Genomic DNA, 25,076 nt, shown 5'->3' with positions numbered 1-25,076 from the left:
CGCACATCCCGGATTAGTCACATGAATGGTGTGCTGGTTCGTGGCACGCGAGCGCATGCCCCCGGTCGGCCGACCGCTCGCAGGACGTGGGTGGCCAGGCGCTGCCGACGACCGGTTGCCACTTTCCGGCCGCAGGTCAGACACCCTGCCAATGGTCTGGTCCACTGGCTCGGCCCGCGCCCCCCACTGAACCCTTGACGCGCCATCACCTCAGGTCAGAGAGTGTGCGCGCACAGCGGAACAGTGGGATCGGATCACGCACGGCTCCAAGAAGGGTTGTCATGACGTCCAAGCAGAAGACCGGACTCGCACTCGCGTTGACCACCGTCGGTGCACTGAGCATGGCACTGCTCAGTCCCGCGGCGCAGGCCGGTGCGGACGGGGTGCGGCCGGAATGCCCGCGCGGCCTCGCCTGCGACTGGGTACCGGCGGCCTACCAGCAGACGGGCGACCCGGCCGACAAGGAGACGTACGGGAACTACGACACCTCGGACCGGCCGCACACCAACAAGATCAGATTCATCGTTCTGCACGACACCGAGGAGGACTTCGACACCACCCTGAAGATCTTCCAGAACCCGCTGAAGCAGACCTCCGCCCACTACGTGGTGCGCTCGGGCGACGGTCACGTCACCCAGATGGTCAAGGGCAAGGACGTCGCCTGGCAGGCGGGCAACTGGTACGTCAACAGCCACTCCATAGGCATCGAGCAGGAGGGTGTCGCCGTCGAGGGCGCCAAGTGGTACACCCCCGAGATGTACCGCTCCACCGCCAAGCTGGTGCGCTATCTCGCCGCCAAGTACGACATACCGCTCGACCGCCAGCACATCATCGGCCACGACGGGGTGCCGCCCACCAGCGCCGCCGGCACGAAGAACATGCACTGGGACCCGGGCACCTACTGGGACTGGAACCGCTTCATGGCGCTGCTCGGCAAGCCCACCGTGCCCAGCGCCCCGAAGAACAGCGAACTCATCACCGTCAGCCCGGACTTCAAGAAGAACAAGCAGGGGTTCCGCGACTGCGAGAAGGGCGTCGACCTGCCGGTCCAGGGGTCCAGCGCCGTCCCGCTCCACACTGCACCCTCCGCCGACGCACCGCTCTTCTCCGACCCCGGCCTCCACACCGACGGCTCGCCCGGCACGAACTGCGCCGCCGACTGGGGAAGCAAGATCAGCGCCACCCAGCAGGCCGTCGTCGCGGACCACGCCCCCGGCTGGACGGCGATCTGGTGGTACGGCCAGAAGGCATGGTTCAGGACCCCGGCCCACACCCGGACCACCACGCCCACCTCCGGCTACGTGGTCAGGCCGAAGGCCGGCCGTACGGACGTGCCGGTGTACGGGGTGGCATACCCGGAGAAGTCCGAGTACCCCGCGGACTTCACGGACCAGCGGGTGGGCTCGCCGCTGCAGTACACGATCAAGGCCGGCCAGTCCTACCCCGGTGGCGGTGAGGCGCCCACGGGCTACTTCTACGCCCCGACGATCGACTCCTCGTACCCGTTCGACCACGCCTACTTCCGCGGCAAGGAGAAGTACGTGACGGTGCAGATCGGCCACCGGGTCGCCTTCGTGAAGGCATCCGACGTGGACATCGTGCGCACGCGCTGAGACCGCACCGGCGCCGTCGTGGCACACGGTGGGACCTGATGGACCCCGGCGTGAACGCGTGACGGTGTGCACGCCCGACCCGTGCCCCTCCGCCAGCGGTATCCGTGGGCGGAGGGGCACGTGGGATCAGCCCGCCACCTGCCGGTTCACCTGCGCGGGAGAGAGCGCGTGCTCGATCGCGAGGATGCCCGCCCCCACCGCTGCCGCGTTCTCACCCGTACGGCTCGGCTCGATCCGCAACAGCTGGGTGGCCAGCGGGTGCGAGCGCCGATAGACCGCCTCCCGCACCCCCGCGAGGAGTTGATCGTGGACGGCGGCCAGCGCGCCCCCTGTCACCACCGTGTCCGGGTTGAAGAAGTTCACCAGCCCGGCGAGCACCTCTCCGACCGCCCGGCCCGCCTCGCGAACCATCCGTACGGCGTCCCGGTTCCCGGACCGCACCAGCCGCACCACATCACTGCCCGATGCCGCGTCCAGACCCAGACCGACCAGCTTCGCGGCCAGTGACGCACCGCCCGCGACCGCCTCCAGACAGCCCGAATTGCCGCACCGGCACGGATCGTCGAGATCCGCGACCCGGATGTGGCCGATGTCGCCCGCGCATCCCTGCGCACCCCGGTGCAGCTGTCCGTCGGCGACGATCCCGCAGCCGATCCCCGTGCCGACCTTGATGTACAACAGGTAGCGGCAGTCCGGGAAGGCGCGGCGCTGCTCGGCCAGTGCCATCACGTTCACATCGTTGTCGACGAGTGCCCGCACCCCGAACCGCGCGGCGAAGAACTCCGGGATCGGGTACTGGTGCCAGCCCGGCATGATCGGCGGATCGACAGGACGCCCGGTGGAGAACTCCACCGGGCCCGGCACCCCCACGCCGATGGACCGCAGTGTTTCGGGCTCCCGGCGCGCCTCCTTGAGCAGGGTGCGCACCGTCCGCTCCACATGCCGCAGCACGGCGTCCGGACCGTCACCGATCGACAGCGGCTCCTCCTGCACCGCCAGGGTGGCGCCGCCGATGTCCATCAGCGCCACCCTGCAGTGCGAGGCCCCCAGATCCACCCCGGCCACCGCGTGTTCGCGGGTGCGCAGCGCCAGCCGACGCGGCGGGCGGCCGCCGGTGGAACCGCCGTCGGCGTCCTCGTCGACGAGGCCGTGCGCGATCAGCGCGTCCACCCGCTGGGAGACCGTCGAACGGGCCATCCCGGTGATCCGGGCGATGTCGGCACGGGTTGCCACCGCCTCCGAGCTGATCAACGCGAGCACCTCGCCGGGTGAGTGCGAGGCGGCAGCGGACGTGCGATCCGACGGCGAAGACATGGCAGTCACCCTAGGGACGACTTCTGCTGCTCACAAGGCATGCACTGTTCGGCCATCGGGCGTAACTCCTTGCCAAGTCGCCTAATAACAAGGGAGTTTGAGCTCTTGACAGTCCTAAGGCGTGTCACGACTCTGCTCTGCAGGCCGCTGAGCGAGGAGCCACTCGATGCTGACGATGCGCGGTGTGTCCAAGAGCTTTCCCGAGGTGCGTGTGCTCCACGAGGTGGGGCTCGATCTCGAAGCCGGAGAAGCGCATGCCCTGGTGGAGGAGAGCGGCGCGGGAAGATCAACACTGATGAAGATCCTCGCGGGCGAGCACGCACCCGACGCCGGGACCCTCGCCATCGACGGCACTCCGTACTCCTTCAGCCATCCGGCGCAGGCCCAGGCCGCCGGGATCGGCATCATGCACCAGGAGTTCGCGCTGCTCCCGCACCGCACCGTCGCCGAGAACGTCTTCCTCGGCCGCGAACCGACCCGGTACGGACTCGTCGACCGGCGCGTCATGGAACGGCGCACCGCCGGCCCGCTCGCCGAGACGGACGAGACCGGTATCACCCCTCGGACCCCCGTCCGCGAACTGTCGGTCGCTCGCCGGCAGACCGTGGAGACCGTCAAGGCCCTCGCCTCCGACGTCCGGATCCTCGTCATGGGCGAACCAGCCGCCGCCCTCGCCGACCACGAGGATCGCCAACTCGCCTCCCTGGTACGCCGCCTGACCGCCCGCAGGCTCGGCATCCTCTACATCTCGCACCGGCTCCGCGAGGTCTTCGCGCTCTCGCGGCGCATCACGGTCCTCAAGGACGGCCGCCGCGTCGCCACGCTCACCACCCCGGACACCGACGCCGACACGGTCGTACGCGCCATGGTCGGACGGGAACTCGACGCCCACTACCCGCCCAGGGCCCGTCCCGGCGAGGCGGGCCCGGTGCGGCTCACCATGAGCGGCGGCGGCAACGCCCGGCTCTCCGGCATCGACCTGACCCTGCGGGGCGGCGAGGTCATCGGTCTCGCCGGTCTCCAGGGCTCGGGGCGCACCTCCCTGGCCCGCGCCCTCTTCGGCGCCGACCCCTTCACCAGGGGCACCATGACCGTCGACGGAACGCCCCTGCGCCCGGCCCGCCCCCGCGACGCCGTCCGGGCCGGAATCGCCCTGGTCACCGAGGACCGCCAGGCCGAGGGCCTGGCCAACGGGCCGATCATCACCGGCCTCGGGGTCAACGCGTTCATCGCGCCCCCCGGCACGGCCTTCATCCTGCGCGGCTGGATCGAGGACACCTACACCGGCCCGGCGGGAAAGGCCCCCGCCTCCTTCCAGCGCCTCGGCTACGACCGGATCGGGCCCGTCCCCGTCTCCCTCTTCCTGCTCCTCGCGGTCGCCGCCGCCCTCTGGCTGATCACCCGCCGCACCCGGCTCGGCCATCACATGTACGCGACCGGCGGCGACGAGCACGCCGCCCGGCTCTCCGGAGTCCGTACCCGGCGCACCGTCGTCACCGCCCACATCCTGTGCTCACTCTGCGCCGGCGCCGCGGCCCTCTTCCTCGCAGCCCGGCTCGGCGCCGGAGCGCCCTGGGCCGGCACCGAGGCCCGGTACGACCTGGAGTCCATCGCCGCCGTCGTACTAGGGGGCACCGCACTCGGCGGGGGCCGCGGGGGAGTGGCGTCCTCGTCCTCGCCGTGCTCGACAGCATCTTCAACCAGCTCGCCGTCGACCCGTTCTTCAAGAACGTCGTCCGGGGCGTCGTCATCATCGAGGCCGTCGCCCTCTACCCGCGAGGCCGCCGCACCTCGCAGGAGAGGACCGCACGACCACCGCACAGGCATCCGCCGGCCGCCGGGTCCTCGGCGCGGCGGCTACGGATACGGGGCGGTCGCCGCCGACTTCCTCGTCGAGAAGGTGAAACCCGGAGGGAAGGTCCTCGCCCTGCGGATCTCACCCGGCGTCGATGTGCTGGAGACCCGCTGGGCGGCGGCGAAGGTCGCGTTCGACAAGTGCGGACTCGACGTCGTGGACGTGAAGTTCACCGACGGCGATCCGGCCAGGACGAAGGCAGTCGTCACCGACGCGATCACCCGCAACGGCGGCATCGACGGCGTCTGGACGGACTCCGGAGCGACCTCCGTCGCCACTGTCGAAGCCTTCGAGGACGCAGGCCAGGACGTACCGCCCATCACCGGCGAGGACCGGCAGGACTTCCTCCAGGCAGGGAAGGAGAAGAAGCTCACCGCGAGCGCCCCGTCGTACCCCACCTCCCAGTGGCGAACGCCCGTCGTCGCCGCGCTGAAGATCCTGAAGGGCGCGCAGGTCCCGAAGGAGTGGAAGCTTCCGCAGCCCACCGTCACCCAGGACAACCTCGACCGGTACCTCGAACCCGGCATGCCGCCCCTGCACTACGCGATGTGCGGGTGCGAGGATCTCCCCGGCTTCCCGGAGAAGTGGGGAGGCGAGAAGTGACCGCCCCCGCACTCCCGCTCGGCGCGAATCCCTGGATCTGGCACTCGCCGGTGACGTACGAAGCACTCGGTGACATCCTGCCGCGCCTGTCCGCGTGGGGCTTCGACTGCGTTGAGATCCCACTGGAGAACGAAGGGGACTGGGCCCCCGCGTCCGTCGCCAGGCTCCTCCACGCGTCCGGGCTGGCCCCCGCCGCGGTGATCGCCGTCATGCCGCCCGACCGCAACCTGATCCGCACCGACCCGCGGACCGTCCGGGTCACCCAGGACTACCTGCACCGCTGCATCGACGCGGCCAGGGTCCTGAACGCCCCCACCGTCGCCGGACCCGTGTACACCGCGGTCGGCCGCACCTGGCGGATGACCCGCGCCGAACGCACCGCGGCCTACGAGGAGTTGCGGGAGAACCTCGCCCCGGTCCTCGACCACGCACACGCCGACGGAGTGCGCATCGCCGTGGAACCCCTCAACCGGTACGAGACGAGTCTGCTCAACACCGTCGACCAGACCCTCGAAGCGCTGACCGGACTCCCCGAGGACACCATCGGCCTCGCGCTCGACGTGTACCACCAGAACATCGAGGAACGCTCGCTGCCCGACGCCGTACGCCGCGCCGCGGGCCGCATCGTCCACGTCCAGGTGTGCGCCAACGACCGGGGCACCCCCGGTGCCGACGCCCTCGACTGGCCCGGCTTCCTCACCGCACTCACCACGGGCGGCTACCGCGGACCGCTGTGCATCGAATCGTTCACCGCGCACAACGACGCCATCGCGGTCGCGGCCTCGGTCTGGCGGCCGCCCGCCGGCACCCAGGACGCCCTTGCGACCGACGGCCTGGCCTTTCTGCGCCGCGCTCTCGGCACCACCCCCTGACCCCGCTCGTCCACGCCCCACAGAGAGGAGACCCGCACGGAGCCGTCGACGATGACGCTGTCATGCTCGCGGCATGCGGCACATGTTCGCCGCGCTGGTCGGCGCCCTTCTGCTCGCGCTGACCGCGCTGCCCGCGACCGCGGCCACCACCGGCAAGGCCCCCGCCTACCGCGACCGCACCTTCCCCGAGCCCGGACACACCGGCGGCGCCGTCGAGTTCGGCTCCGGCCGCACGCTCTACTTCGGCGTCGGCGACGACACCCCGCCCGGCCTCGACCCGAACTGGCAGGGATACGCCCCGCTCGACTGGCGCGAGGGCAAGCAGATGCTGGACGCCGCCCGCACCGCGGGCAACACCAACGACCTGCGCGGCAAGATCCTGCGCATCAGACCGAAGGATTCCGGCGACTACACCATTCCCCAGGGCAACCTCTTCGCCCCGGGGACCGCCAGGACCCGCCCCGAGATCTACGCGATGGGCTTCCGCAACCCGTTCCGCTTCACCGTCGACCCGAAGACCGGGCACGTCCACGCCTCCGACTACGGCCCCGACCGCGGACTGCCCACCACAGACCGCGGGCCGGAAGGCCTCGTCGAGTACAACGTCATCAAGAAGCCCGGCAACTTCGGCCGGCCGTTCTGCCACGGCGACAACCAGGCCTACGCCCCGTACAACCCCGACACCAAGGAAGTCGGCCCCAGGTTCGACTGCGCCCGCCCCGTCAACCCCCCGCCCAACAACACCGGACCGACCGAACTCCCGCGGGTCGAGCAGCCGGAGATCTGTTACGGCTACGGGGAGTCGAAGGAGTTTTCCGAGGTCGGCAGTGGAGGCTCGGCCCCGATGAGCGGCCCCGTCTACCACTACGACGCGAAGAACCCGTCCGCCACGAAGTTACCCGCCTGCTTCGAGGGCGCGAGCTTCTTCTACGAGTGGTCGCGCAACTTCGTGAAGGAGGTCCGCTTCGACAGGGACCGGAAGGTCCTGAAGATCAATGACTTCCTCTCCTCCCAGAAGTTCAACAAGCCGATGGACATGGCGTTCGGCCCCGACGGCTCGCTCTACGTCCTCTCATGGGGCAGCTCCTTCGGCGGCGGCAACAACGACTCGGGGCTCTACCGCATCGACTACGCACAGGGGCAGCGCGCACCGGTCGCCAAGGCCGCAGCCTCCGCCACCGACGGACCCGTACCACTGAAGGTCGACTTCTCCAGCGAGGGCAGCAACGACCCCGACGGCGACACACTCAGCTACGCCTGGGACTTCGACGGCGACGGCACATACGACTCCACCGACGCGAACCCCAGCCACTCCTCCACGGTCAAGGGCGACTTCGCCGCCCAGCTCAAGGTCACCGACTCCACCGGCAAGTCCGGCTATGCCAACATCCCCCTCACCGCCGGGAACACCGCACCCGAGGTGACCATCGACTTCCCGGTCAGCGGCAAGCTCATCGAGTTCGGCGACAAGATCCCGTACAAGGTCACGGTCACCGACTCCGAGGACGGTCCGGTCGACTGCTCCAAGGTGACCGTCAACCCGGCGCTGGGGCACGACGACCTCGAACATCCCACCACCGACATCCCCGGCTGCGAAGGCATCGTGGACACCGGTGACCTCGGCGGCCACCCCGAAGGGGGGCCTGACATACGTACTCAGCGCCAAATACACCGACCGGGGCGGCGACGGCGTCTCGGCCCTCACCGGATACGGCCGCGCCGTGCTCCAGCCGAAGCACAAGCAGGCGGAGTACTACGACGCCCAGTCCGGCACCCGGGTCGTCGCCCAGGAAGGAGCCGAGAACGGCAAGCGGATCGGAGACGTCTCCCACGGCGACTGGGTCGCCTTCGACCCGATGAGCGTCGAAGGCATCGGCACGGTCGGCTACCGGCTGTCCTCACCGTACGGGGTCGGCGCGATCGAACTGCGCGCGGACGCCCCCGACGGCCCCCTGCTCGCCACCACCCCGGTTCCCGACACGGGGGGCTGGGACAACTACCGGGCAACCCCGGCCGTGCCCGTCCGGGAGCTGAAGGGCACCCACAAGCTGTAACTCGTCTTCACGTCCCCGCAGGACAACTCGTTCGACGTGGACGCGGTCGACTTCGTAAGCCCCTGACAGCACATCGGCGCGCTGCGGGACCGGTGTGTCGGCACCGGCCCCGCAGCGCGCATCCCCCCGGCAGGGTCAGCGAGTGCCGACCGCGGCACGTACGGCCCGGCGGGCCATCGCGCAGTCGTCGTGCAGCCGGCGCAGCAATAACCGCTGCTCCTCGCTCGACGACAGCGCACCGGGGCGGTCCTTGCCGGCGCCCGCGGGCACCGGCTCACGCATGGCCCGCTGGACAGCCGTCTCGTACGTACGGATCTCCCGGGTCAGCACCAGCATCAGGTTCACCAGGAACGCGTCCCGCCGCGCGGGCCCCTCGGCCTGGGCCAGCTGGCTGATCTGGCGCCGCGCCGCCGGTGCGTCACCCAGGACCGTCCACAGCGTCGCCAGGTCGTAGCCCGGCAGATACCAGCCCGCGTGCTCCCAGTCCACCAGCACCGGACCCGTGGGCGACAGCAGGATGTTCGAGAGCAGCGCGTCACCGTGACAGAACTGCCCCATGCCCTGACGGCCGCCGGCGTGCGCCAGACCGTGCAGCAGCTTCTGCAGATCGCCCAGATCGCGGTCGGTGAAGAGCCCCAGCTCGTGATACCGGGAGATCCGGGAGGCGTAGTCCAGCGGTGCGTCGAAGAGACCCGGAGCCGGTCTCCAGGCATTGACCCGGCTGATCGCGCCGAGCGCGGCCCGCACATCGGCACGGGGCGGCGCCTCCGACGGATGCCGGGTCAGCGCCGCCACCCGGCCGGGCATCCGCTCGATCACCAGCGTGCAGTTCTCCGGGTCGGCCGCGATGAGCCGAGGCACCCGCACGGGCGGGCGGTGCCGGACGAACGCACGGTATGCAGCTATTTCGTGACGGAACCGCTCCGACCACGCGGGCGAGTGGTCCAATAAGCACTTGGCGACCGCGGTCGCGCGTCCGGTGGAGCCGACGAGGAGCACCGAACGGCCGCTGCGGCGCAGCACCTGCACCGGGTTGAACTCCGGGCAGATCCGGTGCACCGAGGCGATCGCCATCCTCAGCTGAGCGCCCTGCGGTCCGGAGAGGTCCAGCCGCCCGCTGAGCGGCGGGCCTCCCAGCCCCGCCGGCCGCCGCGGCCGGACCGTACCGGGAGCCGGGGGAGCGGCATGCGGAGCGAGGTACGGTCCGCCGCCCGCCCCCAGGGGACGGAGCGGCCGGGGCGGGGCGGTCACGGAGGACGATGCTGTGTACATGGGCGAGACAGATCCCTTCGCGCGCCGACAAGTTGCGTGCACCGCCCCGGCCGGCGGCCGTTCGGCACCCTGGGGAGTACCTAGGGCTGCCGGACGGGGTGGCGCTTTCCTACCTGACACCGGCGCGCGGGTGGCAGACCATCTGGCGGACCCTGGCGAACCCTGGCGAATAGTCGCAAGGCGTCTGACAGGGGGTTACTGTCAACACAGCCGAGAACCTGGGGGCTTGACGTGACCGGAGAACCCAACACCCGCCTGTCCGACCTGTTCGGCCTCGCCGGCTGGTCCAAGGGCGAACTCGCGAGATTGGTGAACCGGCAGGCGGCGGCCATGGGCCACCCGCAGCTGGCCACCGACACCTCGCGGGTGAGGCGTTGGATCGACATGGGGGAGTCCCCCCGCGATCCCGTGCCCAAGGTGCTGGCTGCCCTGTTCACCGAGCGGCTCGGTCGTGTCGTGACCATCGAGGACCTCGGGTTCGGCCGGCGCGGGCGTGTGGGGAAGCGGCGAGAGGTCGGGACGCAGGACAACCCCGACGGACTGCCGTGGGCGCCCGAACGGACGGCAGCGGTCCTCACCGAATTCACGGGAATGGACCTCATGCTCAACCGACGCGGCTTGGTGAGCGCGGGCGCCGCGCTCGCCGCAGGATCGACCATCACCGGCCCCTTGCACGACTGGTTGCACACCGACCCTGTGCTGGCGGCCGATGCCCCAAGGACCGACGACCCGCTGCACGCCGACCCCGCCGGTTTCGACCGGTACGAGGCCGCGCCCATCGGGTCGGAGGAGATCGAGGCGCTCGAACGTTCCGTCGAGGTGTTCCGTGCCTGGGACGCCTCACGGGGCGGTGGACTGCAGCGCAAGGCCGTGGTGGGCCAGCTCAACGAGGTGGGCGGCATGCTCGCCTACCGCCACCCCGAGCATCTGCAGCGCCGCCTCTGGGGTGTCGCCGCCAACCTGGCAGTCCTCGCGGGATGGATGTCCCACGACATCGGCCTCGAACCCACCGCCCAGAAGTACTTCGTCATCGCGGCCCACGCGGCGCGCGAGGGCGGCGACCGCCCACGCGCGGGCGAGGCGCTCTCCAGGGCGGCCCGCCAGATGGTCCACCTGGGCCGTCCCGACGACGCCCTGGACCTGATGAAGCTCGCCCGGTCGGGTTCCGGCGACATGGTTCTGCCGCGCACCCAGGCGATGCTGCACACCATCGAGGCGTGGGCACAGGCGTCCATGGGCCGGGGCCAGGCGATGCGTCGCACGCTCGGCAAGGCCGAGGAACTCTTCGTCTCGGACAAGAGCGATGTACCGCCGCCCAGTTGGATGCAGATGTTCGACGAGGCGGATCTGCACGGCATGCAGGCCCTGGCGTTCCGTACGCTCGCCGAGCACGAGCCGTCGGCGGCGATCGTGGCTCAGCGCCATGCCAAGCAGGCTCTGGAACTCCGGGCCAATGGACGTCAGCGGTCCAAGATTTTCGACTACATCTCGCTCGCCTCGGCGTGCTTCATCGCCGACGATCCCGAGCAGGCCGACCGCTATGCGCGGCTCGCGCTGGTGACGATGGGGGAGACCTCTTCGCACCGCACCTGGGACCGATTGCGCGAGATGTACCGGCTGACGGGGCAGTTCGCGGGCTACGCGAAGATCAAGGACCTGCGCGAGGAGATCCAGTTCTCCCTGCCGCAGAGCTCCCTCATCAAGCAGCGCCGGCGCTCGTCGGAGATCTGACACGAGGGCGCCGCGACGAGGGGCGCCGATCAACAACTGCCCGACCGTCGAATGCTGTCGGAGTACCGGTTGCCGGAGCACCGCAGGGGTTCGCCCTCCTGCGTACCGCGCCTTCGCACGCGTGTTCGCTGTGCTCTACGCCCCGATGCGGGCGATCAGCACGCACGCGTCGTCCAGGCGCTCGGTGCCGCCGAACTCCGTGACGACCGTCCGTACGCACTCCTGTGCCGTACGGGCCCGCGCGAAGTGCGGTGCGAGAGCGAGCAGTGCGTCCGGGCCCGCACCTCGGTCACTGCGGCGGTTCAGTCCGTCGGTGTGCAGCACGAGCACATCACCGGGTAGCAGGTGCACCTCGTCCTGCTCGTACGCGACACCGGAGGCCGCGCCGAGCAGGACCCCGTCCGGTGGCAGCAGCGGGCGCCCCTCCGCGCCGCGGAACAACAGCGGCGCGGGGTGCCCCGCCTGCGCCCAGGTGAGGGTTCTGGCGGACGGATCGAATCGGCAGCACACCGCGCTGCCGAGGGCGGGCTGGACGGAGGATTCCAATAACTGATTGAGATGTCCCATCAGAGCTCCCGGCTCGATGCCGGCCACGGCCATCCCGCGCAGTGCGCCCAGCAGCATCGCCATGGCCGAAGTGGCCTGGATGCCGTGGCCGGTCAGATCACCGACCGTGAGCACGGTCCTCCCGTCCGGCAGCTCCAGCGCGTCGTACCAGTCGCCGCCGATCAGGGAGCTCGACTCCGACGGAAGATAGTGGGCCGCGATGTCCAGTGCGCCCGCTCCCCTCGAAGGCAGTCGCAGCGATCCCCGCCACGGGGGGAGCACGGCCTCCTGGAGCTCGACGGCCATCCGGTGCTCGGTCCGTGCCATGTGCCGGCGGCGCCGGAGGGAGTCATGGCTCCGGCGCACCACTTGCTGGCTGCGCCGGAGCTCGCTGACGTCGCGCAGGACCGCCCACATGGAGGCGGTGCACCCGTCCGTGTCGAGGACGGGCTCGCCCATCATGTGGAGTGTGCGCGTGCGGCCGTCGGTCCTCAGGATGCGGAATTCGCCGTCTATCGGCCTTCCGTCGACCAGGCAGTCCGTCACCAGAGCGGTGAGCAGGGGCTGGTCCTCGGGAAGGAGCACGGACGGGAGTTCGTCCAGTGAGAGGGGCCCCGCGTCGGGGGACCTGCCGAAGATCTGGAACAGCTCCTCGGACCAGGTGACCTCGTCGGTCAGCAGATTCCAATCGGCGCTGCCCACCCTGCCGATGAGCGAACCGGGCTCCGGCTGGTCGGAGGTCTCGTCCGATTCGCCCTGCGCCGAAGCCTCCGCGGACCGTTCCGGCGTTTGTGGCGGAAGGCCCTCCTTCAGCTGCCCCAGCTGTGCGCCGAGATCGTCGAGGTGATGGACGGCCAGTTCGCAGAGCGCGCGCTGCCAGCGCATCTGCGCGTCTTCCTCGTCGATCAGCACCGCGTCCCGCCGAACGGCGTCCACATCGCCACGCAGCCGGAGGGTCCGGTTGATCAAGGCGTCGACGGCATCGCGTTCAGGTGGCTGAGGGGCGGGGCGGTCCGCAGACAGAGGGGACGGCATCTCGTACTCCGATACAGGCGCGGCACGACCAGGTCTGAAAGGCGGACCGTAGACGACTGTTGCACAGGCTGCGGGGGGCCGTAAGGGATTTGGCAACACTCGATGCGTTGTTGCTTCTGGCATATGCCACCGGCTGCACGGAGCGCCGATCCGTCGAACAGCCTTGCTGTCGGCGGACGTTGAGGCAAGTCATCCGGCGTGTGCGGATGGTCGCGCGCCCGCGCGCCGTTCCTGCGCGGCGCATCTGACCGGAGGGCGCATATGCAAAGGGGTTGCCGCATGTGGGTGCTCCGGCGTACGCGTCGGCGCGTGTCCGGCGGGCGGGAATGAGGCGGGGGCCCCTCGCGTTACAGCATCCAGAGTGAAAACGATACCCGTTCCCATCTTGGGTGTGGGGTCGAAAAGGAAGTCCGGAGGTGCCCATGGCCCGCAGTGAGACCCGTCCCGTCGTGACGCTTCGGTCGACGGCCGGTACGGGGCAGAGTTATGTGACGCGCAAGAGCCGCCGGAACGACCCCGACCGGCTGGTCCTGCGCAAGTTCGACGCGGTCGCGGGGCGGCACGTCCTCTTCCGCGAGGAACGCTGACCCACGGCCCGGAGGGGGCGATCGCGCTCGGCGGTCCTCCGCGGCGGTGCCGCGGGGGTGGCCTTCCCGGCCCGTTCGGCTGCGCGTGCGGCCGGGTGGGTGCGGGGCGCGGCCGGTAGTGGCGGGCGATTCGGTCGTCGGCCGGGGCGGCGGTCGGGCGTCCGCCGGACGGATGCTTGTCCGTGCGGCCGAAAGGTCCGATTCCGTGCCATGAATCACAGTGGGGGGCGCGGGGTCCGGGAACGAGACGCAATGGTTTATCGTTCACCTATATGTGGATGTCGCGCACGACGTCCACACCCAGGCTGCCCCGGCTGGATTCCCCCGATCCGGCCGGGGCTTCTCCTTGCCCGTGCGGGTGGCGGCTTGCCCGTGTGTGTGGCGGCCGACTCCTCTCCGGCGCCCTCGACCCGGCGCGACGCGGGTGCCCGTCCTGCGGTCCGTACCGGTCAAGGACCCCCGGAACGGTGCGGTCGGCCCCGGAACAGCCTCTCGGGCCCCGTCTCGGTCAACAGCGCGCCCGCCGCCGGAACCACGGTCACCACGGCAGCGGCGCCCGGCCAGAGCCGTAGCACCAGCGCCGTTGCGGCCGCGCCCGCCACGACCGCGATCAACCGGCCGGCCACCCTGGCGTCCGCCTTGCTCCACGTCCGCAGCGTCATGCGCCCGACCAGAGAGGTCAGAGTGCCGGTGAAGTAGTTGGTGGGCGTGGCGAGGATGCGGCCCTGAATCCCCATGGCCATGGCGATGAGCACCAGCAGCCCCATCCGGTCCCCGTCCGAGGTGATCACACCCAGCGCCCACAGCACGGCCCCCGCCGCGAGCAGCGCCACCTCGATCAGCAGCATTACCGGCAGCGGCCACCGCAGTCGTTCGCTCATCCGCGCACCGCATGCGACACCGACGGCGTACGAAACAAGCGCGGTGATCACGTGCAGAGCCATTCCGTGCTCCCCCACACCGGCGGCGGAAGCGCCCAGCAGTACCAGATTCCCGGTCATCACCCCGGCGAAGACCTGACCGACGCAGAGGAAGGCGAACGCGTCGGCCGCGCCGGAAGCCGCTGACAGAAGCAGCAGGGACCATGCGCCCCGTGGATCGCGCCCGACGGGGAGGGGAGAAGTAGACACGTCTGCATTCTCGGCCGAGCCCCGCCGAAGGCGCAGGCTCGTCGTCTGCCCGGCGCGGCGAGTGCCCCAACCGGGCACGGACAGGGCGTGGGCCGGCGAGGCCGAGCACTGGTCCCGCGCCGACGGGGCGCGCGGGCGGTGTTCTAGAGTTCTGCCGCGTGAACAGACACATAGCGTTCGATCGACTGCACAACTTCCGTGACATGGGCGGATATCGAGGAGACGACGGCCGCCCGGTCCGCTGGGGACGGCTCTACCGGTCCGACTCGCTGGGCAAGCTCCGGGGCGAGGACTGGGAGCGGTTCCTGGACCTCGGTGTCCGCACCGTCATCGACCTGCGCTACGACTGGGAGATCGCGGCCAAGGGGCGGGTACCCGATGCCCCGGGGCTGCGGTACCACCACCTGAGCATCGAGCACCGGCCCTATGACCAGGCGGCGCTCGGCCCCGACGTGGAGACCGGACGCTACCTGGCCGACCGGTATGCGGAGGTCGCGCACGACGGGGTCGCCGAGCTCCGCCGCGCCCTGGACGTCCTTGTGGCAGGGGACAGCGCCCCCGTCGTCTTCCACTGTGCATCGGGCAAGGACCGCACCGGACTGCTCGCCGCACTCGTCCTGTCCCTGCTCGGCGTGGCCGAGTCCGACATCATCGCCGATTTCACCCTCACCGAACTCGCCACCGAACGGCTTCTGGCCGACTGGCGGGCGGACCATGCCGGCCAGGAACCGGCGTGGCCCGGGTACGGCCGGGCGCCCGCCGACGTCATGCGGTTCTTCCTGGCGGACCTTGCCACCACCCATGGCTCCGTCCGCCAGTACGCGGCCGAACTCCTGCGAGTCGACGACGAATTGGTGGCCGCACTGCGCGAGAACCTCCTCGAACCCGCGGGCGGAGGCCAGCCGGCCGAGCGCTCCACGACTGCCCGGAGCGCCTGAGCCGTCACGGTTCCGGTCTGCAAGGGTCTGCGCCGATCCGAGCTGGTCTGCGCCGGCCCGAGCTGGTCTGCGCCGGCCCGAGCTGGTCCGCGCCGGCCCGTGTCGGTCCGTGGAGACGGCGCGGAAGTGCCCGCCCGTGTGCCCGGCGTGTGCGCCCTCGTCAGCCTCGGTCCGACGTGGAGTGACGTCGGGCATGCAGAGGGCGTACGGATCACTTGCTGACGGGCAACGGCATGGCTGACGCCCTGTGCAAACCGGGACCGGGGCCGGGCCAGGGGCGGATGCCCGTCCGCTCCGCCGAGAGCCGGTGTACACGAAAATCCTGCTCCTGTCCGGCGGGCAGCAGGCAAGATCATGGGATGACATGGACAGCACCCGATATAGAGCGCACGCCCGGTTCGCTCGTGGCCGGGGAGCGCGAGATGCTCATGGGCTATCTCGCCTGGTTCCGCAGCACCCTGTTGCACAAGTGCGCCGGACTGACCGGAGAGCAGCTCGCCGAGGAGACGGTGGCCCCGTCGAATCTCACACTCCTCGGCTTGATCCGCCATATGGCAAAGGTAGAACGCGTCTGGTTCCGGCAGCGGTTCGCCGGTCAGACGCTCGACCCGATGTACGACCCCGAGAAGGGCAAGGACGCGGACTTCGAGGACCTGGACCCGGCCCGAGCCGCCGAGGCCTACGCGAGCCTGGTCGAGGAATGCCGACTGGCGGACGAGATCGTCGCAGATGCCTCGATGGACGACACGTTCACCCACGCCGGCGAGGTGTACTCGCTTCGCTTGGTCCACGTCCACATGATCGCGGAGTACGCCCGCCACAGCGGTCACGCCGGCCTGTTGCGCGAACGCATCGACGGTGCGACGGGCTGGTGACGCGCTACTGAGGGGGGAGGGCCCTGGCGCCGGGCCGCCCGGACGATGCCGGCCGTGAGCGCGGCGAACGACGCGTACCGGCTCCGGGCCTCCGCCGCCACCCGGTGACGCAGGGCGGCGGACGGCAGGGCGCGCGCGACGGGGGTGGGCCGGTCGGTGCCGGGTTCTGCCGCCCGTCTGCGCGGTGTCGCCGTCGAGTGCATCCGCACGGATCTGGTGGAGCCGGGCGTGCAACGGGGGCTTGCGGCCGGGCTGCCAGGGCGCCCCACCCCGCCCCGACGGCGGGTACGACCTGCTTGCCGACGGCCGGACGCCGGCACCGATCGCCGCATCGGCGGACTCTTCGCCGCCCTCGCCTTCGGCACCGGGGGACCGTTCACCGCCGAGCGCACCAGCGGTTCCGGTCCCTCGTCCGGCTGCGATCAGGGTCGGATAGCCGCCCTTGAGGGCCCTGACCGAAGTACGTCCGCGACTGGAACCCTCAGAGGCCTCCCAGTTCGGCCATGAGGTCCGCATCGCGCATGCCCGGCAGGACATAGCCCTCGTCCTCGTCCCACGGGACATCGAGATCGTCCATGTGCACGCGCCACTCCGCTCCTGGCAGTGCACGGCGCAAAGAGGTCACTGAGTCCAGCGTATGGGCGATGACCGGCAGTACTCGGCCAGGGTCGAAGGGCATTTTGGTGGACCCGGCCACGATCTCGTCCCGCTCGCTGCCACCATTGTCGTACAGGTGGAGACTTTCCTCGTCCTGGTACGGGAAGGACGACATGCGGGCGGCGACAATGCGCTCGACAGCGGCCATCTCGGCCTCTGTCAACGGCACCGCCCGGCTCGCACAGTAGTAAAGAGAGACGCTCATGGCCTGAGCGTACTGATGGGGTACGACAACCCGCCGGGCACCGCAACCGGCCGGCTTCCCGCACATTTACCACCGCCGCTGCCACACCGCACTCGCAGGCAATCCACCCGCCAGCCGCGTCAACCCCACAGGGCAATACACCTAGCGCTCATCGTCGACGTTCATCGCAACGAGCCGGCGTCGGCGCAGAAGGGCAGCGATCCTGAGGCACCAGTCCCTGTTCTCCTCCTCGAAGGCGAGTCCCCGCAGACAGGTCAGGTACGGTCCGACCCGCTCGCCCCTGAGCAGGAACTCGTCCTCGTCCAGCTCGCCGCGCAGCTGCCGGAGCAGCTTGCCGAAGAGCTCAGCCTTGGCCGAGGCGGCGGCCGCCCGCTGGTCCAGCTCGTCGATGACCGGACCGGTGCCGATGTGATCGACGGCCTGGACCTTGACGACCAGGTCATCGCGGATGACCCCCGGTTTCGCACTGGATGCGGCGAAACGCTCCAGCTCGGTGAGCCCGGCGTCGGTGACACGGAACAGCCGTTTGTTGGGTCGGGTCTCCTGAATCACCTGCCGGCCGGTGACCAGGCCGTCTTTCTCCAGCTTGGCCAGTTCGGCGTACAGCTGTTGCGGCAACGCGTGCCAGAAGTTCGCCACGCCGATGTCGAAGGCCTTCGCCAGCTGATACCCGCTGTACTCACCGTCCAGCAGCGCTGCCAGCACCGCATGCCGCAAGGCCATGGCTCGGCCCCCCTCTTCCCTTTTCGCCGTCCGCTCCCTCATGATACTCATAAAAGTGACTAGTCAGATTCTTGAATATGAAGGGGAGGGCAATGATGTCTGCCGAGACCGCCGGCCGATTCCGGGACGCCGTCGAGAAGCGCGATCTCGCCGCTCTGGACGGCCTGTTCACCGAGGACATCCGTCTCTACAGTCCGGTGAAGTTCACCCCGTTCGAGGGGCTCCCCATGGTGCTGGGACTGTTCGGAGTCCTCCTGCGCACGTTCGAAGACTTCCGCTACGTCGGCCAGTTCGACGGATCGGCCGAAACGAGCACGGACGGGACGCAGGCTCCGTCCGAGATTCTGCTTTTCCGGGCGAACGTGAACGGTAGGCAGATCCACGGCATCGATCTGCTGCAGTTCGACGAGGCAGGTCTGATCAAGGAGTTCACCGTGATGGTCCGTCCGCAGTCCGCGGTGCAGGCTCTGGGTGCCGCGGTCCTGGAGGGGCTGGTCGCGGACGGCCTCGTCCCGGCTCCGGACGCCGGCTGAGGCGCGCCGCTCCAGCGGGAAGAGGTGCTCGGGTGAGGTGGGCGTGCGCACCTCGACGAGGTCGCTCCTTGCGGCCTCCGCAACTCATTTTGTCCTCCTCACCCGATCGGCGCGGCGGAGGGAGAGGTCGCTCGGTCCCGGGTCGCCGTCCGGCCGGCGGTCGCCGAGAGGTGTCCGGAAGTCGCTCCTGTCGTCAACTCCCGCTGGGTCGAGGCTCTTGACGCGGGCGGTTCGGTGGCTATGGTCTAGTCCAGGTGCAAGGCCGCCGTCCGGACGCCTGCGACTTCATGGCGTACGCGGTGGTGGTTCCTTGCCGTGCCCTTCGCGCCTCTTGACCCCCACACTGGAGAGGCCGGCCTGCCGCCGCCGGGCCCCCACAGCCCGTTCGTGTGCAGCGACGCCTCATGTGAAGGAGAAGCATGCACGCGAAAAGGAAGACGGCCGCAGCCATCGGTGCCCTGCTCGCACCCGTACTGGCCCTGAGCCTTCCGACCGGTTCCGCAAGCGCACACGGATACATCTCGTCGCCTCCGAGCCGTCAGGCTCAGTGTGCTGCGGGAACCGTGAGCTGCGGAGACATCAAGTACGAGCCGCAGAGCGTGGAAGGCCCCAAGGGGCTGACCAGCTGTAGCGGTGGCAACAGCCGGTTCGCCGAACTCGACGACGACTCCAAGGGGTGGAAGGCCACCCCGGTGAGCCGGACCACGTCCTTCCAATGGGTTCTGACGGCCCGGCATGCCACCAGTACCTGGCAGTACTTCGCCGGCGGGCAGAAGATCGCCGAGTTCAACGACAACGGTGCGCAGCCCGGTTCGACCGTCACCCACCAGGTGAGTTTCGGCGGCCTGACGGGCAAGCAGAAGGTCCTCGCGGTGTGGAACATCGCGGACACCGCCAATGCGTTCTACGCCTGCATCGATGTGAACGTCGGCTGATCGGCGAGTCCGGGCCGGCACCGCTCTCCCGGGGCATCCCGGGCCGCCCCGGGGCCACGGCTCGCCCGGCGATGTACCGAAGGCCTCACCACACCCGGTGAGGCCTTCGGAGCACACCCGCTGCCCCGCGACACGGGACCGGCCAGTGCCTCCCGACGGTCATGGTGTGCCCCGGGGCCGAGGGCCGCACCGAAGTACTGGCGAAGGTGCTCGAACTCGGAGTGCCCTGGGGGAGCAGGCCCTCGTCACGGACCTCTTCGGGAAACGCGGCGACGGTTTCGCGCAAGCGGGAAGTCGATGCGCTGATGGGGCTGCGCCCGGATGAGGCATGTCTTTTTGTGCGCCGTCCGGGAATCCGGCGCCGTAGTCGGGCCGCGAATCCGGGTCCACACCCACTACGTGGTCGTTCACCACGATGTAGGAGAAACCGGTATCGGCCGCCTGCAGGGCCCAATCGCGCATTACTGCGCGATCCGAACCAGTCTCCTGTGACGGGAACCTGACGCCTGCCGACACGGGTCCTCCCGGATGCTTCGTCGAGTGGAGATGTGCACGCCGCGGTGGAAACGGCATCGGAGAGGTGGGGCGGGCGACCTGACGGAGCTCTCGCGGACCGCAGACGGCGGTCGGATGGGGACCGTGACCGTTCAGCAGGGCGGCCTACCGGTTCCGCGCCCCGTTGCCTGCCGGTGCTGGTTGACCTCGGATGCGTACGAACAGTGATCGCCGGACTGTGCCGGGCGTCGGCAGCCGGTGCCGAGGGTGGGCCGGAGTGGTCGCCGAGCAAGGAGTGCGGCGGCGGATCCACTCGATGCGGAGGATGCGCAGTCCGGCGGATTCAGCAGCTCCATGCCCGGACCGGCGATCGGTGACTGGCGATCGGTGACTGGCGACTGGTGACCGGCCCGGAGGATGAGCGGGGACGCCGCCGACCACGTCGCGACGTGAGAGTGGGGAACGGCGTCGAAAGCCCAACTGGAGTGCCTCCAGGGCGTGAAGGGCCGGACCGGGGCCCGGACGTGAGGCGCCGTCCAGTGGCCGATGTCTTCCGAATCCGGGTCGGTACCGGTCCGTTCGAGGACCATGTCGGCGGTACCGGGCCGCTCTCCTCCTCGTCACCCCCAACGGGAAGTCCTCGTCACCCCGGCAGGAATTCCTCGCCTTCCCTCACAGGAAGCAAGGCGCCGACAAGCGGAACCGGCCCTCGAATCCGGGGGCCGGTCGTTGTCCGGTAACCGTCTGGGCGGTACCGCGGGCCGGCCCGAGAGGCCCTCAGCCGGGCTCGCCGTCGGCCCGGACGTGGGGTGGCGTCTGCCGCGCCGGTGCCACGTTGTGCCGTCCGGGTGGCCGGGTTTTCGCCGAGGGATGAGGGCCGTGGGCCGGGGACCGTGTGTGCGGGTCGGTGTGCTTCGCCCGGGGTGTGGGGGTTCGGGGTGGAACCCCGGCCCGATTCCGGCGGGCCGGGGTTCCGTGTCAGGCGGGTGGTGAAGGTCGGGTCACCGGCCTTCGTGGTGGCGCTCGATCACGCGGAAGCTGCCCACGACTCCGTCGCGGACGTGGACGCCGCCCCGGACGTGGCCGGGGAAGACGCCGTCGCTGGAGCTGTGCGGGCCGACGGTGGCGATGGGGGCGCCGTTGTCGCAGGTGGCACCGCGGAAGACCTCGACGGTACGGCGGCTGTCGTTGCGGATGTTGAGGCTCCGGGAGCCCAGTCCGCTGACGACGGTGATGCAGCCGCCGCGCTCGTCGGAGTAGGTCCGCTCGTTGATGTGGATGCGGCCCTCCTCGTGGTGTCCGCGCTCCCTCTCGCGGCCCCTGTCGTTGCCCTTGCCCTCGTAGCCCCCGCCCTCGTTGCCCTTGCCCTCGTTACCCTTGCCGGCGTCGCCGCCGTTGAGGGCCGAGATGGGGGCGGCAGCCTGCTGGACGACGGGGGCAGCCTGGGCCGGCTCGTAGGTGGCGGCCGAGGCGTAGGTGATGCCAGTGGCGGCCAGGGCCGCGGCGGCCGCGACAGCGGCCGTAACAACGGTGGTACGGGTAGTCATGTCACTTCTCCTGTCTCAGAGAGGCCGGCTGAGCAGCCGACCCGTGATTGAACGTACTGACGGTCCCTATACCTGTCATATCGGACGTATTGGGCACCCGTGGCGGAGCGCCGATCGAGGTACATAGGGTACGCCATATGCTATTTCCATATAATCGTACTTAAAGTCAACTGGCTCCAAAATCGGGCGAATTGAAATCGGGTTAGCCCGTCCAGGCGACTTCCCGAAACCCGCTCACCCCGGCAACCGCGTGTCTTTCGTTGACACGCCCCGAGCAGCCGCCCAGCACCACCGCCCTGAGCACCTGTCAACCATCACTCCACGCCCTCTTTTGCCTGCTCAGACGGGCTGTGCAGGCACGGACGGGTTTCCGCTTCCGTCGAGGTCCACCGTGTGGTCCCGTGTCCACGGTGCACCGAGTTGCGTGAGCGGACACGTCCCATGGGCGGTGGAACCCCAACCCTCGGAGCCGGTGATGCCACCGCTGGACGGCAGATCCCGTGGGCGCGGCCCTGGACGCGGACCTGGGAGCGGGCCAGATCGATCGCGGCGACATGCCGATTCTCACGCGAGGGCGCGATCGCGCGCGTTGCGGAGCATGCCGACGAGGATCCCGACGTGTGCTCTGCGGCGGTCGGTCGTTCGAACGGGACCGTACGCACACTCGGCACGGTGACCAACGGCGAGACGGAGGCCGTGGTCGGTGGTGGGTCCGACGGATGCGTGCCGACCGCTGGGACTCCCGATCGAGTCCAGAACCGACCGAACCACCGGGACTGATGCTGTCCGTCCGGACAGACATCTCCGTGTGCGGTCCCGGAGATGTCTGTCGATGAGGTGGAGCCGACCGGATTCGAACCGGCGTCCTCCTACATGCCGTGAAGGCGCGACGACCTCTGCGCTACAGCTCCATTCTCCGCGATCCTAATATCTGCCCACGGGATGTCGTCAAACGACGTGGAGCAGTCGAATGCGACCGGTGCTACGTCGCGACGGACGGGGTCCGAAGAAGGGGGCTCCGCAGTTCGGCGCTCGAATGCTCCTGGGGCGGGAGCCTTGAACTCCGTCCCGCCCGCGAGACCTTCGCCCCGCCCGTGAGACCTCCGACCGCCCGCTCGGCTTCGTACGCACTTCAGCGGCGAAGAGCCCAGCCGCATTCGGCTCACCGCGCGCGGAGACAAGGGCCACGGCTCCCAGGTTGTCCGGGCCTGTCGAGTCACAACGGCGCCCGCGGCCGGACGGCCTTCGCCTACGACGGGGGCAGGGGGAGGCCCACCTTGATATCGATGGGTTCCGCGTGGCCGCTGACCTGGGCAGAGCCGCTGATGTGCAGGGCCCGTGCCCGATCGAGTGTGAGATCGACGGCGACGTCGCCGTGCTCATGGAGGTAGAGGCCGACATCGTACAGATCGGACACGGCGTCGTCGATCCGCACGGTGGCCACGTCGCCGGTCCAGGTGGCGGGAACCGCCGTGACGTAGAGCGTCGGCGGATGGATCGCCCAACTGAACGGGTCTGTGTCCCGCTGCGCGTCCACGGCCTCGTCGGTTCCGCACACGACGACCGTCACGAGGCCGTCCGGGGCCACCTGGACCGACGACGCCGATCGGTCGACGGCGAAGTCCGTGCTGCCGAGGACGAATCGATCCATGGTGGGCCCCAGTGAATGCCGTGCGGAAAAGGCTGTCCCCGCAGTCTGGCATGAGGGTGGCCGGGTGCTGGTCACAGTTCCCTTGTTGGGGCTGCGACCAGCACCGTTGCCTCATCGCCGACGGTGACTCCTGGCACGGCCCGGGAGCCTGGACGCTCCGGGACGGCCCGGACCGGGCGCAATCACCTCGCTGCCGGCCCCCTCGTCCGCAGCGGACTGGAGCCGGATGACGATCCGCCAGCATCACGCCATGGTGAACGCGACCCGACGCCGGCTTCGGGCAGGGGTGGGGGTCACTGCGTGCGGTAGGCGTCGACAACGGTCTGGGTGAGGGTGTTCCCGCCGATGTCGGTCAGCTCCGCACGCAGGGAGACGCCGGCGCCCGCGTGCGGGTTGCGGATCGTGACGGCGCCGCGTTCGACCGGAACCTGGGTCCACGAGGCACCGCCGTCCTCGGACACCGAGACCGCCAGCGAGCGGGTGCGTCCGCCCGCGGCGGCGCCCAGCACGGTGACGGGAACGCGGATGCTCGCGTCCGCCGCTGCGGTACCGGTCGGGCTGAGCGCGGGCGAGAATCGCACGACGCTCACCGGCGCCGGGGTCGGAGAGGTCGTTGTGTCCGAGGTGAAGGTCCACGATGCGGTGACACGCGTAGCGGTGCCGGGCGCACCGCCGCGCTTCGCCGTGCTGGTGATCCGGTACGTCGCGCGCCCCCGCGGCACGGTGAACTCGGCCCGCCCGGGGGTGCCGGACTGCGTTCCGATGAGCACGCCGTTGCGGTGGAGAGTGGTCGAGGCCGCGTCGTACGGCGGTGACGAGGGCACGTGACCATCGCCGTCGGCGAGCAGTGGGACATCGACGCCGACTCTGTCGCCGTCACGTACGACGCCGGGACGGCCGGTGAGGTCGGGACCGAAGACGGCGTTGTCGAAGGTGTGTGTCGTGGTGCGCCCGGCCCGCACGGCGATGCCGTCCGCGGCGTAGCGGTTGGTCGGCGCACCGGGCGCGCTGGGGGTGTGGTAAGTGACGTCCCAGGTGCCGCGTTCGGGCGTCACGAGGTACGTCGCGGTGCCGGGTTTCGGCAGCTTCTGGGAGAAGCCGACGGTCAGCCCGGCACTCGGCTGAAGGTCGACGGTCGCGGTCCCTTCGGCGCCCGGCCGGGCCGCGCCGCGGACCTGCAGGGTGGCCAGATCCTCCCGGGAGGGGTGTCGGGTGAGCCCGGCCAGGGCGCGGTTGCCGGTGAAGATGTAGCCGAGCCCGTAGCCGAGGTTCTCGGTCGTCCAGTACGCGTCGAACCACTGCTTCACCGATCCGGCTTCGGCGTCCGGACCCAGGTGCGCGACGCGCAGATTCGGTTGGGAGTTCATCAGGTTGGCGAGTCGTGTGGTGCCGCCGTGCGTCACCTCGACGACCATCGCGCTGTACAGGAAACCCGCGGACTTGTCGGGCGGCCGTACGTCGACGGGGCTGGTGGTCCGTGCGTCGACGGTGATGGTGGTGTCGCGATCGAGGTCGAGGCGCGGCTGGACGATCCAGTCCGTGCCGCTCGCTCCGGCGCCGGCGGTCAGAGAACTGTCCAGCAGGTACCGGCCCTTGGGCAGACGCACGGTCGTCGTGCCGGAAGCGTCGTACGGATGGACGGCCTCGTCGGCACCCGGGCCGGAGATTCCGGTGACGTTGGTGACGTAGTCCGCTGTCTTACGACCGGCGCGGTCCAGGTGAGTGATGGTGAGGGCGTACGTCTCCGGCTCTGCGGCGACGGCGGTGGTGTCCCATGCGGGCGTCGCGCTGCCGACGAGGGCCAGAGCGACGGTCAGGGTCCGCAGGACGCTCCGGCGGGTTACGGAAGAACTGTTCATGACCTGCACTGCGCTGCCGGGCACCGGCGTTCCCGTGAGCTGTGTC

General features: G+C 69.9%; 17 protein-coding genes, 1 tRNA gene and 4 pseudogenes. 12 read left to right on the top strand and 10 right to left on the bottom strand.

Translation table 11 applies throughout. The annotated features are described in order from the left end of the window. Positions 1-281: 281 nt before the first annotated feature. Positions 282-1,613, top strand: a complete 1,332-nt coding sequence (locus ACFVT1_RS13765) for an N-acetylmuramoyl-L-alanine amidase (RefSeq protein WP_389794848.1) — start codon at positions 282-284, stop codon at positions 1,611-1,613. Positions 1,614-1,739: 126 nt separating this feature from the next. Here the strand turns inward: ACFVT1_RS13765 and ACFVT1_RS13760 are convergent, their stop codons facing one another. Further along, on the bottom strand, positions 1,740-2,927 hold the full coding sequence (locus ACFVT1_RS13760) for an ROK family protein (RefSeq protein WP_389794846.1): 1,188 nt from the start codon (positions 2,925-2,927) through the stop codon (positions 1,740-1,742). 166 nt (positions 2,928-3,093) lie between these two features. Between ACFVT1_RS13760 and ACFVT1_RS13755 the strand changes: the two are divergent. The 5 genes and pseudogenes from ACFVT1_RS13755 to ACFVT1_RS13735 all read left to right on the top strand — a co-directional run. Beyond that, positions 3,094-4,116: pseudogene (locus tag ACFVT1_RS13755) on the top strand (sugar ABC transporter ATP-binding protein); the annotation flags it as partial. Beyond that, positions 4,111-4,503 (top strand): annotated as a pseudogene (locus ACFVT1_RS13750) (ABC transporter permease); the annotation flags it as partial. The pseudogenes ACFVT1_RS13755 and ACFVT1_RS13750, both read left to right, overlap by 6 nt. 276 nt (positions 4,504-4,779) lie before the next feature. After that, a pseudogene (locus tag ACFVT1_RS13745) lies at positions 4,780-5,385 on the top strand (substrate-binding domain-containing protein); the annotation flags it as partial. After that, on the top strand, positions 5,382-6,257 hold the full coding sequence (locus ACFVT1_RS13740; RefSeq protein ID WP_389794844.1) for a sugar phosphate isomerase/epimerase family protein: 876 nt from the start codon (positions 5,382-5,384) through the stop codon (positions 6,255-6,257). The pseudogene ACFVT1_RS13745 and the gene ACFVT1_RS13740, both read left to right, overlap by 4 nt. Positions 6,258-6,417: 160 nt before the next feature. Beyond that, positions 6,418-8,377, top strand: a pseudogene (locus tag ACFVT1_RS13735) (carbohydrate-binding protein); the annotation flags it as partial. Positions 8,378-8,446: 69 nt separating this feature from the next. Here ACFVT1_RS13735 and ACFVT1_RS13730 read toward each other — a convergent pair. Beyond that, positions 8,447-9,583: an aminoglycoside phosphotransferase family protein gene (locus tag ACFVT1_RS13730; RefSeq protein ID WP_389794842.1), complete on the bottom strand. Its 1,137-nt coding sequence runs from the start codon at positions 9,581-9,583 to the stop codon at positions 8,447-8,449. A 231-nt stretch (positions 9,584-9,814) separates the two neighbouring features. Here ACFVT1_RS13730 and ACFVT1_RS13725 point away from each other — a divergent pair, with 231 nt between their 5' ends. Next, positions 9,815-11,314 carry a hypothetical protein gene (locus ACFVT1_RS13725; protein WP_389794840.1) on the top strand — a complete coding sequence of 500 codons (1,500 nt, stop codon included), beginning with the start codon at positions 9,815-9,817 and terminating at the stop codon, positions 11,312-11,314. Between the two features lie 135 nt (positions 11,315-11,449). Here the strand turns inward: ACFVT1_RS13725 and ACFVT1_RS13720 are convergent, their stop codons facing one another. Next, positions 11,450-12,895: a PP2C family protein-serine/threonine phosphatase gene (locus ACFVT1_RS13720; RefSeq protein WP_389794838.1), complete on the bottom strand. Its 1,446-nt coding sequence runs from the start codon at positions 12,893-12,895 to the stop codon at positions 11,450-11,452. Between the two features lie 422 nt (positions 12,896-13,317). Here ACFVT1_RS13720 and rpmG point away from each other — a divergent pair, with 422 nt between their 5' ends. Next, the gene (gene rpmG, locus ACFVT1_RS13715; protein ID WP_389794836.1) at positions 13,318-13,482 is read left to right on the top strand and encodes a 50S ribosomal protein L33; all 165 of its coding nucleotides are present in this window, start codon (positions 13,318-13,320) and stop codon (positions 13,480-13,482) included. A gap of 449 nt (positions 13,483-13,931) precedes the next feature. Here rpmG and ACFVT1_RS13710 read toward each other — a convergent pair whose 3' ends face one another. Continuing rightward, positions 13,932-14,612: a YoaK family protein gene (locus ACFVT1_RS13710; protein WP_389794835.1), complete on the bottom strand. Its 681-nt coding sequence runs from the start codon at positions 14,610-14,612 to the stop codon at positions 13,932-13,934. 158 nt (positions 14,613-14,770) lie between these two features. On the opposite strand from ACFVT1_RS13710, the gene ACFVT1_RS13705 reads away from it, so the two are divergent. After that, complete coding sequence (locus ACFVT1_RS13705) at positions 14,771-15,550, top strand: tyrosine-protein phosphatase (protein WP_389794833.1); 780 nt, start codon at positions 14,771-14,773, stop codon at positions 15,548-15,550. Positions 15,551-15,909: 359 nt separating this feature from the next. Next, positions 15,910-16,425, top strand: coding sequence for a DinB family protein (locus ACFVT1_RS13700; RefSeq protein WP_389794831.1), 516 nt, complete (start codon positions 15,910-15,912; stop codon positions 16,423-16,425). A 481-nt stretch (positions 16,426-16,906) separates the two neighbouring features. Here the strand turns inward: ACFVT1_RS13700 and ACFVT1_RS13695 are convergent, their stop codons facing one another. Together ACFVT1_RS13695 and ACFVT1_RS13690 are read right to left on the bottom strand one after the other, a co-directional pair. Further along, positions 16,907-17,287 carry a hypothetical protein gene (locus tag ACFVT1_RS13695; protein ID WP_389794828.1) on the bottom strand — a complete coding sequence of 127 codons (381 nt, stop codon included), beginning with the start codon at positions 17,285-17,287 and terminating at the stop codon, positions 16,907-16,909. A gap of 141 nt (positions 17,288-17,428) precedes the next feature. Continuing rightward, positions 17,429-18,010, bottom strand: a complete 582-nt coding sequence (locus ACFVT1_RS13690) for a PadR family transcriptional regulator (RefSeq protein WP_389794826.1) — start codon at positions 18,008-18,010, stop codon at positions 17,429-17,431. A gap of 92 nt (positions 18,011-18,102) precedes the next feature. Between ACFVT1_RS13690 and ACFVT1_RS13685 the strand changes: the two genes are divergently transcribed. Together ACFVT1_RS13685 and ACFVT1_RS13680 are read left to right on the top strand one after the other, a co-directional pair. Further along, a complete protein-coding gene (locus ACFVT1_RS13685) occupies positions 18,103-18,543 on the top strand; it encodes a nuclear transport factor 2 family protein (protein ID WP_389794824.1) in 441 nt (146 codons plus the stop codon). 419 nt (positions 18,544-18,962) lie between these two features. Continuing rightward, positions 18,963-19,478 carry a lytic polysaccharide monooxygenase auxiliary activity family 9 protein gene (locus tag ACFVT1_RS13680; RefSeq protein ID WP_389794822.1) on the top strand — a complete coding sequence of 172 codons (516 nt, stop codon included), beginning with the start codon at positions 18,963-18,965 and terminating at the stop codon, positions 19,476-19,478. A gap of 1,496 nt (positions 19,479-20,974) precedes the next feature. Here the strand turns inward: ACFVT1_RS13680 and ACFVT1_RS13675 are convergent. The 4 genes from ACFVT1_RS13675 to ACFVT1_RS13660 all read right to left on the bottom strand — a co-directional run bounded on the left by ACFVT1_RS13675 (position 20,975) and on the right by ACFVT1_RS13660 (position 25,030). Next, a complete protein-coding gene (locus ACFVT1_RS13675; protein ID WP_389794820.1) occupies positions 20,975-21,520 on the bottom strand; it encodes a hypothetical protein in 546 nt (181 codons plus the stop codon). An 838-nt stretch (positions 21,521-22,358) separates the two neighbouring features. Further along, positions 22,359-22,431, bottom strand: a tRNA-Ala gene (locus ACFVT1_RS13670). 338 nt (positions 22,432-22,769) lie between these two features. Beyond that, positions 22,770-23,171, bottom strand: a complete 402-nt coding sequence (locus ACFVT1_RS13665) for a hypothetical protein (RefSeq protein WP_389794818.1) — start codon at positions 23,169-23,171, stop codon at positions 22,770-22,772. Between the two features lie 293 nt (positions 23,172-23,464). Next, the gene (locus tag ACFVT1_RS13660) at positions 23,465-25,030 is read right to left on the bottom strand and encodes a serine protease (RefSeq protein WP_389794816.1); all 1,566 of its coding nucleotides are present in this window, start codon (positions 25,028-25,030) and stop codon (positions 23,465-23,467) included. Positions 25,031-25,076: the final 46 nt, after the last annotated feature.

The sequence above is a fragment of the Streptomyces sp. NPDC057963 genome, from assembly GCF_042887155.1.
GTDB lineage: Bacteria > Actinomycetota > Actinomycetes > Streptomycetales > Streptomycetaceae > Streptomyces.
Note: the sequence above shows the minus strand (reverse complement) of the source record. Positions and strands in the feature narration are given on the sequence as shown.